This is a genomic window from Ruminococcus hominis, assembly GCF_014287355.1.
In the GTDB taxonomy this organism is placed as follows: Bacteria; Bacillota; Clostridia; order Lachnospirales; family Lachnospiraceae; genus Schaedlerella; species Schaedlerella hominis.
Genome location: NZ_JACOPE010000001.1, coordinates 719,765 through 735,348 on the forward strand (window position 1 = coordinate 719,765; position 15,584 = coordinate 735,348).

The following is a 15,584-nucleotide window of genomic DNA, read 5'->3' on the forward strand; positions in this document are numbered from 1 at the left end:
AAATCGCTGCGCGATGGCCTGCCAAGGCTGTGGCACAGCTTTCTTTTTCTCAATAATAAAATAGGCAATGGCAATTCTTACCAGTATTTGATATTGTAAAGTTACCACACAAAACAATTCAATACAGAAAGACACCACTGCCTATGAAAAGAATACCATTTGACCGCTTTTCTGACAAGCGGTTTTATTATGCTAATGCACCTCCATGTAAGCAGGGTTTTCATTAACTACTGATTTTACATGGAGGATTTTATTATGTACGATGAAATATTTAGCCAGATTACAAATGCTGCAAACAAACGGAATCTAAGAGATTCTACTATTCATGCATACTGTACAAGTGTTGCTCACTTTTTAAAATATACTGATAAGCCAATAGATGCTCTGACAACAGATGATGTTGACACATTTCTCACAGAAAAAAGACTTTCCGGGATTTCACCGGAAACATACAACCACTATCATTCCGGTATTCGTTTCTTTTATAAAAAAGTATTAAAGATGAATTGGGATGACGATGATATCCCACGTATGAAAAGAGACAGGAGCCTGCCAATCGTGCTTACGAAAGCAGAGATATCAGCGATTCTGGATGCAACGCCAAACCTGAAACATAAAGCCATGATTGCTACAATGTATTCAGGTGGTCTTCGGGTATCAGAAGTCACGCACCTTTACTATGATGATATTTCACGCACAAACAAAACAATACACATCCGTGATGGCAAAAGTCGTTTTGACCGTTATACCCTACTTGCTGACCGTATACTTGAGATACTTACGGAATACTGGTTTAAGTGCGGCAGACCAACAGGGATTCTGTTTCCAAGTTCATGGACTGGCGATTATCTTGTGAAGGACAGTGTCATTCAGTTCTTCCATAAAAGTGCAAAAAGGGCTGGAATTCAGAAACATGTCTCTACACACTGTTTGCGCCATAGTTTCGCAAGTCATCTGTTCGAAGCCGGGTGTGACGTGAAATATATTCAGGCCCTTTTGGGACACCGTGATCCAAGATCAACAGAGATTTATCTTCATGTAAGTAATAAGACTCTGCTCGGTATTAAAAGCCCATTTGATGAGATGGGTGGTGAGTAATCGTGGAAAAATCATGTACGATACAGGATGTCTTTGAACGGTTTTATCCTGTTTATAAAAAAACACATGAGATTCCTGCGCACCACAGAAAAACCGCTTTTCACATCATGAACTGTAAAACAGGGGCTTTTGGTGTGAATATCAGTGTCTGTGAGGAATGTGGCTGTATCAGTGTTCACAACAATTCATGCAGAAGCAGGTGTTGTCCCATGTGCCAGGAGTTTCCGAAAGAAAAATGGATTGATGCACAAAAGGAGAATGTATTGGATACACCTTATTATCATGTTGTTTTTACGGTTCCGGAAGAATTGAATCCAGTTATTTATAGTAATCAGAAACTTCTGTATGATGCACTGTATCATGCTGCATCTTCCACTCTGAACGAACTGGCAAAAGATTCAAAGTATCTGGGAGCTGACATCGGATATATCTGTATTCTTCATACATGGGGTTCTGCAATGAATTATCATCCTCATATACATACCATTGTTCTTGGTGGTGGACTTGATAAGGACAACAAATGGAAAGATACCGGTGGGAAGTTTTTTCTCCCGTATGGGGTCGTTGCAAAAGTGTTCCGTGGGAAATATTTGTGCGAATTAAAAAGCCTGTGGAATGATTCAAAGCTTGAGTTTCATGATACAGCGGAGAAATATCAAAACCACTATTGCTTCAAAGAACTTCTCGATGAGTGCTATAAAAAAGACTGGGTTGCTTATTGTAAGGAAACATTTAATGGAGCACAGTCAGTCATAAATTATCTTGGGAAATATACTCACAGGATAGCAATCAGTAATCATCGGATCAAGTCCATGACGGAAACAACTGTTACATATGCTGTAAAAGACTATAAAAACAAAGGTCAGTGGAAAGAGAAAACAGTTCCAGGCGAGGAATTCATCCGTCGATTTTTAATGCATGTTCCTCCAAAACGTTTTGTTAGAATCCGGCACTATGGTTTGCTGTCGTGCCGAAACAAGAGCAAAAAGATGACGCACTGTAGAAATCTGCTTGGATGTAAAAAATATATTTCTGCATTGAAAAATCGAAGTGCCGCTGAAATGATAAAGCTGCTATATAACATAGATGTATGCATGTGTTCTTCCTGTGGCGGAAAAATGGTTCCACATCTTCCAGATAAGCATACACCATCTGTTTTAGCGTATATGAGATGTTAAAATATACAACTGAATACTTCAAAAAACTTCCGCAAAGGGAGTCTGTTTGTCATGCCTAAAAATAATTCTTTTGGCAAAAACTAGCTGTCAATAAAACACGAGACATGATAAACTTATAGAAGAGAGTAAAGATTGAATTCCCATAGATAGTGGCGAAAGGGACGCGACTTTGTTCACCAAGGAAAAATCGAAATTGATGTAAACGAAAGGGCAGTTTGATAAAACCGCAAGACTGCTTTTTCGTTTACAACAACTCCGATTGTTTCCTTAACAATTTGACGAAATATTTGGCTGGCTTTCCCTATTTTACAGGCATCCCAGCTTTGCAGATTCCTGCTTGACTTTTCTTGTGGAATGAGTATAGACATTCATTGTGGTACTGACATCTGAGTGTTCTATAATTCCTGCACAGTCTTTGGTGCAGCTCTGTTTGCCAGAAGGTTACTTGCGTAGGTGTGACGTTTGTATTATCCATCCCGGAAGCATTATTACTTCTGGAATTTTTCTACAATATAAAGAAAAATGCAGATTACTAACACAAGTAATAGTGAAAAACATTTTTATATTGTTTATTATAATTATAGAGAACATATTGGGCACGAGAAAAGGCAATTATAAATTGAATTCAGAGAGTGATCCAATAGAAATTCTGTATTGTTGTATTGCGATTCCTCTAGGGTTACTCATTGTAGTAGCTACATTTTGGAGTATGTTCGGAAAGAACTCAAATAAAGAAAAGAATAAAAACTAGGAGGGAAAGGTATGATTTGCAAAAATTGTTCAGCACAAATTCCGGATGGCAGTAAATTTTGTACAGTATGTGGGCATAAAATAGTGGTAGAACCATTCGTTGCTCCAAAACCACAGCAACCACCACAGACAGAGCCTACACAGGTGCCGCCACAGGCGCAGCATATGCAGACACCACCACAGACAGAGCCTACACAGGTGCCGCCACAGGCACCATATACGCAGATTCCACCACAGGTACAGCAGGGGCAGGTGCCACCATATAATCTTAATGGTACACAACAACAGACTGTGAGTAAGAATCCTGCACTTGATGCACCGTTGACAGTGCTTGATTTTTTCCTGATGTCACTGTTGTCATTTGTTCCTATAATTGGATTTATTTTCTTGCTTATATGGGCATTTTCTGGAAATACAAATATTAATCGAAAGAATTATGCCAGAGCAGCACTTATCTGGATACTCGTAAGTATTGGATTAGTGATTTTGCTGAGCATCATAGGAGGCGGAATTTTAAATAGCATGATGTAAGGAATAATGATAAAAAATACGTGTAAAAATAAAGAAATTTAGCTTTGCAGTGTAGAATAGAAGTATCCTGATAAGTATAAAGTGTTTTAACTTTGTAACTTGTCAGGATATTTTCTTGTGTTTTCTGTGCTGAAAAAGTAATATTAATAGTGAGTTGTATGTGGCTTGTATTTGTAATGGATTGCGTTGATATAAAAGAGAGGGATTAGAAATGAGAAAAGAAAGTACATTATGTTACATCGAACAGGATAACAAATACCTGATGCTTCATCGTGTTGTGAAGAAAAATGATGTGAATAAGGATAAATGGATTGGAGTGGGAGGACATTTTGAGCATGGAGAAAGCCCGGAAGAGTGTCTTCTTAGAGAGGTTAAAGAAGAGACCGGGTATACGCTGACATCGTGGAAATATCGCGGGATTGTAACATTTGTCTATGGAGAAGATGTCATTGAATATATGTCGCTTTATACGGCAGATGCATTTACGGGAGTGCCGATAGAATGCGATGAAGGTGTTCTTGAATGGGTTGAAAAAGATAGAATCAAAGAATTGAACTTATGGGAAGGTGACCGTATTTTCTTCCGTTTATTGGACGAGAGGGAAGACTTCTTTTCGTTGAAATTAGTATATAACAAATCCGATGTGTTGGAATATGCAGCACTCGACGGCATACCAATGGAGCTTTTTGATGTTATTAATCCGGATGGTAGTAAAACGGGAGTTGTAAAAGAACGTGGGGTGGCACACCGGGAGGGGGCACTTCATGCAACTGTTCATACATGGATCGTCAGAAAAAATGACAAGAGTGGTTATGATGTACTATTGCAGAAGAGAAGTCTTTGTAAGGACTCTAATCCGGGAAGTTATGACATTTCTTCAGCAGGGCATGTGGACGCAGGAGATGAGACTCTCGAAAGTGCTCTGCGAGAATTGCGGGAAGAACTGGGAATTGAGGCGACGGAAGATGATTTGACAGAGGTTGGAGTTCATAGAGGAAAGTTTGAAGCTGTATTTCATGGAAGACTATTCAAAGATAACGAATTGAGTACGGTTTACCTTTATCGGAAACCGGTTGATATTACAACGCTTACATTACAAGAGTCAGAAGTATCCGAAGTTATTTGGATGGATTTTTCAGAATGCAGAGCAAAGATTAAAAATAAATCGTTACCGAACTGTATTTATCTGGAAGAATTTGATATGATTGGAGAGAAACTCGGAATACTGTCTGAGAAAAATATATAGTAGGAGAGCAAGATGAGTATATTAAATGTAGAACATTTATCACATGGATTTGGAGATCGTGCGATTTTTTCGGATGTATCATTCCGTCTTTTGAAGGGCGAGCACATCGGTCTGGTGGGGGCTAATGGTGAAGGAAAATCCACATTTATGAGTATTGTTACCGGAAAATTGCTGCCGGATGAAGGGAAAGTAGAATGGGCGAAAAATGTGCATGCAGGATATTTGGATCAGCATGCAGTTTTAAAAAGTGGGATGACGATCCGTGAAGCATTAAAAGCAGCGTTTGATCCGCTTTTGCAAAAAGAACAGAGAATGAATGAAATCTGTGATATGTTAGGAACAGCAGATGATGAGCAGATGACGGAGCTTATGGAAGAACTTGGAACAATCCAGGACGAGCTGACACTACATGATTTTTATACAATTGATGCAAAAGTAGAAGAGGTGGCAAGAGCACTGGGTCTGCTTGATCTGGGGCTTGAGAGGGATGTGACAGATTTAAGTGGAGGTCAGAGAACAAAAGTGCTCCTGGCAAAACTGCTTTTAGAAAAACCAGATATCCTTTTGTTAGATGAGCCGACAAACTACCTGGATGAGGAACATATTGTCTGGCTGAAACGATATTTATTGGATTATGAAAATGCATTTATATTGATCTCGCATGACATTCCGTTTTTGAATGATGTGGTAAATATTATTTATCACATGGAGAATCAGGAACTGAATCGTTATGTCGGAGATTATGATCATTTTCAAGAAGTTTATGCAGTAAAAAAAGCACAGCTGGAGGCTGCGTATCGTCGTCAGCAGCAGGAAATCAGTGAACTGAAAGATTTTGTGGCGCGTAATAAAGCGCGTGTTTCTACAAGAAATATGGCTATGTCACGCCAGAAAAAACTGGATAAAATGGATGTAATCGAATTGGCGGCAGAGAGACCGAAGCCACAGTTTAAATTTCAGTATGGAAGAACTCCTGGAAAAATTTTATTTGAGACAGAGAATCTTGTTACAGGATATGATGAGCCATTGTCAAAACCTTTGAATTTTTCTATGGAACGTGGAAATAAAATTGCTCTGGTAGGAACGAACGGTATTGGAAAAACTACATTGTTGAAGAGTATTTTAGGGCTGATTCCTTCTCTGTCCGGAAAGTGTGAGCTGGGTGAAAATTTACAGATTGGTTATTTTGAACAGGAAGTAAAAGGTGATAACCGAAATACCTGTATTGAGGAGATTTGGGAAGAATTCCCTTCGTTTACTCAATATGAAGTGCGTTCTGCACTGGCGAAATGTGGATTGACGACAAAGCATATTGAAAGTCAGGTGAGGGTACTTAGCGGAGGAGAGCAGGCAAAGGTGCGTCTTTGTAAGCTGATGAACAGAGATACGAATATTTTGCTTTTAGATGAGCCGACGAATCATTTGGATGTGGATGCAAAGGATTCATTAAAGAAAGCATTACAGGAATATCGGGGAAGCATTTTGCTAATCTGTCATGAACCGGAATTTTACAAAGATGTAGTAAATGATGTCTGGGATATGAGCCGCTGGACAACAAAAGTTTTCTGATAGATTTGCGGGGATAAGAGTGATTTTTCGAAGTGTCTGTGCCGGGTAACTAATAAGTACTTATTAGAATGTATTGATGGTGAGCATATTGAACTTAAAAAATTTCATAGTTATAATAAGAGTATGCGAAAAAATGAAAATTAAGTTTGAAAACAAAGGAGAATCATCAATGAAAATGTTATCCATTGAACAGGAACTGAAGAATAACACTTATCCGGGAAGAGGAATCATCCTTGGAAAAAGTGAAGATGGTACAAAAGCTGTAGCAGCTTATTTTATTATGGGGAGAAGTGAGAACAGCCGTAATCGTGTGTTTGTGGAAGATGGGGAAGGTATCCGCACACAGGCGTTTGATCCATCCAAATTGACAGATCCAAGTCTGATTATTTATGCACCGGTACGTGTGCTTGGAAACAAAACAATTGTTACAAACGGAGATCAGACAGATACAATTTACGAGGGAATGGATAAACAGCTTACATTCGAACAGTCTCTTCGTTCACGTGAGTTTGAGCCGGACGGACCGAATTATACACCACGTATTTCAGGTGTGATGCATTTGGAAGACGGAAAGTATAACTATGCAATGTCTATTTTGAAAAGTAATAATGGTAATCCGGAAAGCTGTAATCGTTATACATTTGCATACGAGAATCCGGCAGCAGGTGAGGGACATTTTATTCATACATATATGCATGACGGTAATCCGCTTCCAAGCTTTGAAGGAGAGCCAAAGTTAATTGGAATTCCAAATGATATGGAGAGTTTTACAGAGTTGTTATGGAACAGCCTGAATGAAGAAAATAAAGTTTCATTATTTGTCCGCTACATCGATATTGAGACAGGAAAATACGAGACAAAGATTGTAAATAAAAATAACTAAATAATATCAGAACTGTGAAATACAATTAGTAAGAGGAGCAGATAAGATGAAAGAATTAGAATTAAAATATGGTTGTAATCCAAATCAGAAACCTTCAAGAATTTATATGGCTGACGGAAGTGAACTTCCAATCCAGGTATTATGCGGACGTCCGGGATATATTAACTTCCTGGATGCATTTAATGGCTGGCTGCTTGTATCAGAATTGAAAAAGGCAACAGGTCTTCCGGCAGCAACATCATTTAAACATGTTTCACCGGCAGGAGCAGCAGTGGGACTTCCGTTAGATGAGACACTTGCAAAAATTTACTGGGTAGATGACCTTGGAGAACTTTCTCCACTGGCATCAGCATATGCAAGAGCAAGAGGTGCAGACAGAATGTCTTCATTCGGTGATTTTATTGCACTTTCTGATGTGTGTGATGTAGATACAGCGAGATTGATCAAGAGAGAGGTCTCAGATGGTGTAATCGCACCTGGATTTGAGCCGGAAGCATTGGAATTGTTGAAACAGAAGAAAAAAGGAAATTACAATGTTATTCAGATCGATCCAAATTACGTGCCGGCTCCATTGGAACATAAAGAAGTATTTGGAATTACATTTGAACAGGGAAGAAATGAGTTGAAGATTGATGATGAGTTTTTCTCAAATGTTGTAACAGATAATAAGGAAATTCCTGATTCAGCTAAGATGGACCTTGCAATTTCTATGATCACATTAAAATATACACAGTCAAACTCTGTATGTTATGTAAAGGGCGGACAGGCAATCGGTATCGGAGCAGGACAGCAGTCTCGTATTCATTGTACACGTCTGGCAGGACAGAAGGCAGACAACTGGTGGCTTCGTCAGTCTCCACAGGTTCTGGGACTTCAGTTTAAAGATGGAATCGGACGTGCGGATCGCGATAATGCAATCGATCTCTATATTGGAGAAGAATATATGGATGTTCTTGCAGATGGTGTTTGGGAGAATACATTTAAAGAAAAACCAGCAGTATTTACAAGAGAAGAAAAACGTGCATGGCTGGATAAGATGACAGATGTTTCGCTTGGTTCCGATGCATTCTTCCCATTTGGAGATAATATCGAACGAGCTCATAAGAGTGGTGTAAAATATATTGCACAGCCGGGCGGCTCAGTGAGAGATGACAACGTAATTTCAGTATGTAATAAATATGGCATGGCAATGGCATTTACAGGAATTCGTTTATTCCACCATTAAAATATACTAAAAATAAAAAAGAATGTGCTTTGGTACATTCTTTTTTTGTGCCGTGGGACTGGAAAAAACGAGGGTAATGTGGTATAGTCACTACTATATGGAGGAAACACTATGGTATTAGAGACGAGAAGTCCTGAACAGACATTTCAGATTGGTGTTGATCTGGCAAAGAAAGCCGTACCGGGACAAGTATTTACTTTGACAGGAGATCTAGGCGTTGGCAAAACTGTATTTACACAGGGATTTGCACATGGATTAGGAATCACAGAGCCTGTGAACAGTCCGACATTCACAATCGTTCAGGTTTATGAGGGTGGACGACTTCCATTTTATCATTTTGATGTATATCGTATTGGTGATGTAGAAGAGATGGATGAAGTCGGTTTTGATGAATATGTGATGGGGGAAGGCGTATCGCTGATTGAATGGGCGAATTTGATCGAAGAGATACTTCCTGAAAGACGTACAGAGATCATTATTGAAAAAGATCTTCAAGAAGGATTTGAGTATCGGAGAATTACGATAGAAGAACGATAAAAAACACAGTTGGGAAAAGGTCAGCGTTGTCTGACCTTTCTTGGTTAACTAGGTGACAGGAGGAGCATATGAGAGTACTGGCAATTGACAGCTCAGGAATGACTGCAACAGTGGCAGTTGTAGAAGATACGCAAACAATTGCGGAATATACAGTAAATTTTAAAAAGACACATTCACAGACATTGTTGCCGATGATCGATACAATGGGGAAGATGATAGAACTTGAACTGAAATCAATAGATGCGATTGCTGTAGCAGGAGGACCAGGTTCATTTACAGGTCTTCGAATTGGGTCAGCTACGGCAAAAGGATTGGGACTGGCATTGGAGAAACCATTGATACACGTGCCGACAGTAGATGGACTTGCGTATAATCTTTATGGGTGCCAGGACATTATTTGTCCTATTATGGATGCCAGAAGAAAGCAAGTTTATACAGGAATGTACACATTTGCAAGAAGAGAACTGGAAGGAAGTAAGGAGACAGAAATGGTACTGGATGTATTAGAAGCACAGAATGCATCGCCAATAGACGAGTTAATAGAGCGCTTGAATATACATGGAAGACCGGTTGTATTTCTCGGAGATGGAGTGCCGGTATATCAGGATGTAATCAGAGAAAAGATGCGTGTACCATTTTCTTTTGCACCTGCGAGTGCGAACCGTCAGAGAGCAGCAGTAGTCGGAGCTCTTGGAATTCAGTATTATAAAGAGGAAAAATTTGAGACGGCAATGGAACATCAGCCGGACTATCTGCGTGTATCACAGGCAGAAAGAGAGCGTGCGGAAAAAGAACGTAAGGCTGTTGTATCGATTCGTCAGATGAAAGTAGAAGATGCGGCAGCAATCGCAGAGATGGAACACCAGACATTTTCAGATGCTTGGAGTGAGAAGGCGATTCTTGATACACTTCGTAATCCAAAAACAATTTGTCTTGTAGCAGAAAAGATTGGGAAAATTGTGGGATATTGTATTGTCTATACAGCAGATGATGAGGCTGATATTGCCCGAATCGCGGTCTTAAAAGAATCAAGAAGATTTGGTGTCGCATCAGAATTGATACATGCATTAGATGTAATCTGCTGGGAGAACCAGATACAGATTATTATGTTGGATGTTCGTGTCAGCAATGACGATGCAAGAGCATTTTACGAAAAGCATGGCTTTACACAGGACGGAATCCGTGAAAATTATTATAAAAATCCGATTGAAGATGCGATTTTAATGAGTCGTGCGGTGATACCAACGAAAAAATAGAGCGTAGAAATAGAGGAATAATATGTTAGATGTATGTTTACTTGGCTGTGGCGGGATGATGCCACTGCCATATCGTTGGCTGACTTCCCTGATGACCAGATTTAATGGAAGCAGTTTGCTGATCGATTGTGGCGAGGGAACACAGATCGCAATAAAAGAAAAAGGCTGGAGTTTTAAACCGATTGATGTGATTTGTTTTACTCATTATCACGGTGATCATATTAGTGGTTTACCGGGATTGTTACTGACAATGGGAAATGCGGACCGAACAGAACCGCTGACTTTAATCGGACCAAAAGGCTTGGAGCGAGTTGTAAATGCCCTCAGGGTAATTGCACCAGAATTACCATTTCCAATTTATTACAAAGAAATTGAAGGTGCAGAACAGACTTTTGAGATGAATGGATACAGGCTTAAGGCGTTTCGTGTAAATCATAATGTACTCTGTTATGGATATACATTGGAAATCGATCGTGCCGGAAAATTTGATCCTGCCCGTGCAAAAGAACAGAATATTGAACAGAAATATTGGAGTTTGTTGCAGAAGGGTGAAACGATAGAGACGGAAGGTCGTGTGCTGACTCCGGACATGGTGCTTGGACCAGCCAGAAAAGGAATTAAGCTGACTTATACAACGGATACAAGACCGACAAAATCAATTCGTGAAAATGCGGTGGATTCGGATTTGTTTATTTGTGAAGGAATGTACGGAGAGAAAGAAAAGGCAGCAAAAGCTGTTGAATATAAGCATATGACATTTTATGAGGCAGCAGAGCTTGCAAAAGAAGCAAATGTAAGAGAAATGTGGTTGACACATTATAGTCCGTCGCTTACGCATCCGGAAATGTATATGGATGAGGTGCGTAAGATTTTTCCGGCGTCTAAGGCGGGAAAAGACAGGATGTCTGTAGAAATGAAATTTGACTAGGAGAAAATTATGAGGGAAATACAGGATATTAATATTTTGGCAATAGAAAGCTCCTGCGATGAAACTGCAGCAGCAGTAGTGCATAATGGAAGAGAAGTACGATCTAATATTATTTCTTCTCAGATTGACCTGCACAAATTGTATGGTGGAGTCGTACCGGAAATCGCCTCCAGAAAGCATATTGAAAAAATTAACCAGGTAATTGAAGAAGCATTGAAAGAAGCGGATACAACATTGGATGAAATCGATGCAATCGGAGTGACTTACGGACCGGGGCTTGTGGGAGCCCTGTTAGTTGGCGTTGCAGAAGCAAAGGCAATCGCATTTGCAAAGAATAAACCATTGATCGGAGTGCATCATATAGAAGGTCATATTTCTGCAAATTATATTGAACATCCAGATTTAGAGCCACCATTTTTGTGCCTGGTAGTATCTGGCGGACATACACATCTTGTATGCGTAAAGGAATATGGAAAGTATGAAATCTTAGGCGGAACACGCGATGATGCAGTTGGAGAAGCCTATGATAAAGTGGCACGTACAATTGGTTTGGGGTATCCGGGAGGACCGAAGATTGAAAGAATTGCACGTGAAGGAGATCCAGATGCGATTGTATTTCCAAAAGCACGAATTGAAGGATCACCATATGATTTTAGCTTTAGCGGATTGAAATCAGCTGTCTTAAACTATATCAATGGATGCCAAATGAAAGGACAGGAATATAATCCGGCAGACATTGCGGCATCATTTCAGAAGGCAGCAATTGATGCATTGGTAGAGAAATCTATGAAAGCAGTAGATGAATTTGATATGTATAAGTTTGCGATAGCAGGTGGAGTGGCATCGAATGGTGCATTGCGTCAGGCGATGGAAGAAGCATGTGCAAAACGTGATATGAAATTTTATTATCCGTCTCCGATTTTCTGTACAGATAATGCGGCAATGATCGGTGCGGCGGCATATTATGAATATCTTGCAGGAACAAGACATGGATGGGATTTGAATGCCGTGCCAAATCTGAAGCTTGGAGAACGATGATATAAAGTAGGGAATAAAGAGGAGAATCTTGAAATGGTAAAGAAACATTGTACAGCAATCGTATTGGCAGCAGGACAGGGAAAGCGAATGGGAACAAAAGTGCATAAACAATATCTGTTGTTACAGGATAAACCGGTGCTGTATTATTCATTACAGACATTTCAAGATTCGGCTCTTATAGATGAGATTTATCTTGTTACCGGACAAGGAGAGGAAGCCTATTGTGAGGAACAGATTGTAAGACCATACGGTTTTACAAAAGTGACACATATTGTGGAAGGCGGAGCAGAACGTTATAATTCCGTATGGAATGCATTAAAGTACGTAGAGGATGGATATGTATTCATTCATGATGGCGCACGCCCGTTTATAAGTGAAGAGATAATAGAACGTGCATATGAATCTGTTCAGAGTTGTAATGCATGTGTTGTTGGAATGCCAGTAAAGGATACAATAAAGATTGCGGATGATCATGCAAATGTTGCTGAAACTCCGGACAGAAGTAAAGTATGGATGGTGCAGACACCACAGGTTTTTCATGTTGGGCTGGTGAAAGAAGCATATAGATGTTTAATGGAACAAGAAGAGACGAATGTAACGGATGATGCAATGGTAGTAGAAACATTTACGGGGCATTCTGTAAGATTAGTGCAAGGAAGCTATGAAAATATTAAAATCACAACGCCGGAAGACTTGGAAATAGGCGAGGTTTTTGCTGGAAAATATGGAAAATAAATAATTTTTCAAAAAAGTTTAAAAAAGTTTTGAAAAAGTGTTGACATAATATAAACCATGTGATAGTATACTACTTGTCGCGAACGACATAAAACAAAAAGCGACGAAACAGAATATGGAGAGGTATCGAAGTGGTCATAACGAGGCGGTCTTGAAAACCGTTTGTCCGCAAGGGCGCGTGGGTTCGAATCCCACCCTCTCCGCTTGAATCGTATCGGTAAATGCCGATACGATTTTTTGTATATTAGCAAAGTCTTCTTTCCTAATATACAAAAAGACTCCGTGAGGATGCATTTTATAACTTGAAAAAAAGACTGGACAAATTAGAACAAATCATGTATATTAATCTTCGGTCGTTTTTTTTGGAGAAGTACCCAAGCTGGCCGAAGGGGCTCCCCTGGAAAGGGAGTAGGTCGTTAGTAGCGGCGCGAGGGTTCAAATCCCTCCTTCTCCGTTTGTGTTACATGATTATCTCAGTCGAGAAGACTCCCACCTCTTTCAGGTGGTGAGTAACAGCAAATTTGTCTCAGTGGGAGTCCAATCTCCGACTGAGATAAACGCTCCGCGAGGATGCGCAGTGATTCTGAAAAGAATGTGTCAGCTTACGCTGACCAGAATCACGCGCCAAGTCTCGCGGCTGCTCGACTTGAAATATGTGATACAAGAAGGCATGAAAACTGATAAAACATTTTTTGAGATAAGATGAAAAAAGTTTAGAAAAAGTGTTGACAGAATAAAGAGTACATGCTAATATAAATGAGCTGTCGCAAACAAGACATCGAGAGAATGAACTTGAAGCGATAAAGCAAAAAAATTAAAAAAGTTGTTGACAAACAGTGAAAGATGTGATAATCTAAATAAGCTGTCGCAAACGACAACAAACAAAGAACATTGATAACTAAACAATAGACAACAGATCCTTGAAAATTTCTTTAAGAGAAAATTTTTTAAGAACGGTTTATAACAAACCAAAACAACAGTAAAAGGATAGATTAGCTAGAGTTAATCTTGACTAGAACAAACACTTTTAACGAGAGTTTGATCCTGGCTCAGGATGAACGCTGGCGGCGTGCTTAACACATGCAAGTCGAGCGAAGCACTTTACTTAGATTTCTTCGGGATGAAGAGTTTTGTGACTGAGCGGCGGACGGGTGAGTAACGCGTGGGTAACCTGCCTCATACAGGGGGATAACAGTTAGAAATGACTGCTAATACCGCATAAGACCACAGCACCGCATGGTGCAGAGGTAAAAACTCCGGTGGTATGAGATGGACCCGCGTCTGATTAGCTGGTTGGTGGGGTAACGGCCTACCAAGGCGACGATCAGTAGCCGGCCTGAGAGGGCGACCGGCCACATTGGGACTGAGACACGGCCCAAACTCCTACGGGAGGCAGCAGTGGGGAATATTGCACAATGGGGGAAACCCTGATGCAGCGACGCCGCGTGAAGGAAGAAGTATTTCGGTATGTAAACTTCTATCAGCAGGGAAGAAAATGACGGTACCTGACTAAGAAGCCCCGGCTAACTACGTGCCAGCAGCCGCGGTAATACGTAGGGGGCAAGCGTTATCCGGATTTACTGGGTGTAAAGGGAGCGTAGACGGAGAGGCAAGTCTGATGTGAAAACCCGGGGCTCAACCCCGGGACTGCATTGGAAACTGTTTTTCTAGAGTGTCGGAGAGGTAAGCGGAATTCCTAGTGTAGCGGTGAAATGCGTAGATATTAGGAGGAACACCAGTGGCGAAGGCGGCTTACTGGACGATGACTGACGTTGAGGCTCGAAAGCGTGGGGAGCAAACAGGATTAGATACCCTGGTAGTCCACGCCGTAAACGATGACTACTAGGTGTCGGGTGGCAAAGCCATTCGGTGCCGCAGCAAACGCAATAAGTAGTCCACCTGGGGAGTACGTTCGCAAGAATGAAACTCAAAGGAATTGACGGGGACCCGCACAAGCGGTGGAGCATGTGGTTTAATTCGAAGCAACGCGAAGAACCTTACCTGCTCTTGACATCCCGGTGACCGCTCCGTAATGGGAGCTTTTCTTCGGAACACCGGAGACAGGTGGTGCATGGTTGTCGTCAGCTCGTGTCGTGAGATGTTGGGTTAAGTCCCGCAACGAGCGCAACCCCTATCTTCAGTAGCCAGCGGTTTGGCCGGGCACTCTGGAGAGACTGCCAGGGATAACCTGGAGGAAGGTGGGGATGACGTCAAATCATCATGCCCCTTATGAGCAGGGCTACACACGTGCTACAATGGCGTAAACAAAGGGAGGCAAACTCGCGAGGGTAAGCAAATCCCAAAAATAACGTCTCAGTTCGGATTGTAGTCTGCAACTCGACTACATGAAGCTGGAATCGCTAGTAATCGCGAATCAGAATGTCGCGGTGAATACGTTCCCGGGTCTTGTACACACCGCCCGTCACACCATGGGAGTCAGTAACGCCCGAAGTCAGTGACCCAACCGTAAGGAGGGAGCTGCCGAAGGTGGGACCGATAACTGGGGTGAAGTCGTAACAAGGTAGCCGTATCGGAAGGTGCGGCTGGATCACCTCCTTTCTAAGGAAGAAAAACATTCTTTCGTCTGGAACAATCCAACTAAAACGGAAG

At 40.9% G+C, this 15,584-nt stretch carries 12 protein-coding genes, 2 tRNA genes and 1 rRNA gene; all 15 read left to right on the top strand.

The window, feature by feature from the left end; genetic code table 11:
• The first annotated feature begins 255 nt into the window (after nt 1-255).
• The 15 genes from H8S40_RS03165 (at nt 256) to H8S40_RS03240 (ending at nt 15,533) form a co-directional block, all read left to right on the top strand.
• Complete coding sequence (locus H8S40_RS03165) at nt 256-1,098, top strand: tyrosine-type recombinase/integrase (protein WP_118738506.1); 843 nt, start codon at nt 256-258, stop codon at nt 1,096-1,098.
• Between the two features lie 2 nt (nt 1,099-1,100).
• Nucleotides 1,101-2,276, top strand: a complete 1,176-nt coding sequence (locus H8S40_RS03170) for an IS91 family transposase (protein ID WP_186864522.1) — start codon at nt 1,101-1,103, stop codon at nt 2,274-2,276.
• A gap of 762 nt (nt 2,277-3,038) precedes the next feature.
• The gene (locus tag H8S40_RS03180) at nt 3,039-3,557 is read left to right on the top strand and encodes a zinc-ribbon domain-containing protein (protein ID WP_186864533.1); all 519 of its coding nucleotides are present in this window, start codon (nt 3,039-3,041) and stop codon (nt 3,555-3,557) included.
• A 211-nt stretch (nt 3,558-3,768) separates the two neighbouring features.
• Entirely contained in the window at nt 3,769-4,803 is a 1,035-nt protein-coding gene (locus H8S40_RS03185) for an NUDIX domain-containing protein (protein WP_186864534.1), read from the top strand.
• 12 nt (nt 4,804-4,815) lie between these two features.
• The gene (locus tag H8S40_RS03190; RefSeq protein ID WP_022076317.1) at nt 4,816-6,372 is read left to right on the top strand and encodes an ABC-F family ATP-binding cassette domain-containing protein; all 1,557 of its coding nucleotides are present in this window, start codon (nt 4,816-4,818) and stop codon (nt 6,370-6,372) included.
• A gap of 169 nt (nt 6,373-6,541) precedes the next feature.
• Nucleotides 6,542-7,255 (top strand): IMP cyclohydrolase, encoded by a 714-nt coding sequence (locus H8S40_RS03195; RefSeq protein WP_022076316.1) that lies wholly within the window; start codon nt 6,542-6,544, stop codon nt 7,253-7,255.
• Nucleotides 7,256-7,301: 46 nt separating this feature from the next.
• Nucleotides 7,302-8,480 (top strand): phosphoribosylaminoimidazolecarboxamide formyltransferase, encoded by a 1,179-nt coding sequence (locus H8S40_RS03200; protein WP_117992098.1) that lies wholly within the window; start codon nt 7,302-7,304, stop codon nt 8,478-8,480.
• 111 nt (nt 8,481-8,591) lie between these two features.
• Nucleotides 8,592-9,017, top strand: coding sequence for a tRNA (adenosine(37)-N6)-threonylcarbamoyltransferase complex ATPase subunit type 1 TsaE (gene tsaE, locus H8S40_RS03205; protein WP_022076314.1), 426 nt, complete (start codon nt 8,592-8,594; stop codon nt 9,015-9,017).
• Nucleotides 9,018-9,085: 68 nt separating this feature from the next.
• Nucleotides 9,086-10,273, top strand: coding sequence for a tRNA (adenosine(37)-N6)-threonylcarbamoyltransferase complex dimerization subunit type 1 TsaB (gene tsaB, locus H8S40_RS03210; protein ID WP_186864535.1), 1,188 nt, complete (start codon nt 9,086-9,088; stop codon nt 10,271-10,273).
• Nucleotides 10,274-10,295: 22 nt separating this feature from the next.
• Complete coding sequence (locus H8S40_RS03215) at nt 10,296-11,201, top strand: ribonuclease Z (RefSeq protein WP_022076312.1); 906 nt, start codon at nt 10,296-10,298, stop codon at nt 11,199-11,201.
• A gap of 9 nt (nt 11,202-11,210) precedes the next feature.
• A complete protein-coding gene (tsaD, locus tag H8S40_RS03220) occupies nt 11,211-12,239 on the top strand; it encodes a tRNA (adenosine(37)-N6)-threonylcarbamoyltransferase complex transferase subunit TsaD (RefSeq protein WP_118738319.1) in 1,029 nt (342 codons plus the stop codon).
• 33 nt (nt 12,240-12,272) lie between these two features.
• On the top strand, nt 12,273-12,974 hold the full coding sequence (ispD, locus tag H8S40_RS03225; protein WP_186864536.1) for a 2-C-methyl-D-erythritol 4-phosphate cytidylyltransferase: 702 nt from the start codon (nt 12,273-12,275) through the stop codon (nt 12,972-12,974).
• A gap of 117 nt (nt 12,975-13,091) precedes the next feature.
• Nucleotides 13,092-13,177, top strand: a tRNA-Ser gene (locus tag H8S40_RS03230).
• Nucleotides 13,178-13,338: 161 nt separating this feature from the next.
• A tRNA-Ser gene (locus H8S40_RS03235) sits at nt 13,339-13,428 on the top strand.
• A 572-nt stretch (nt 13,429-14,000) separates the two neighbouring features.
• Nucleotides 14,001-15,533 (top strand): 16S ribosomal RNA (locus H8S40_RS03240).
• Nucleotides 15,534-15,584 lie beyond the last annotated feature (51 nt).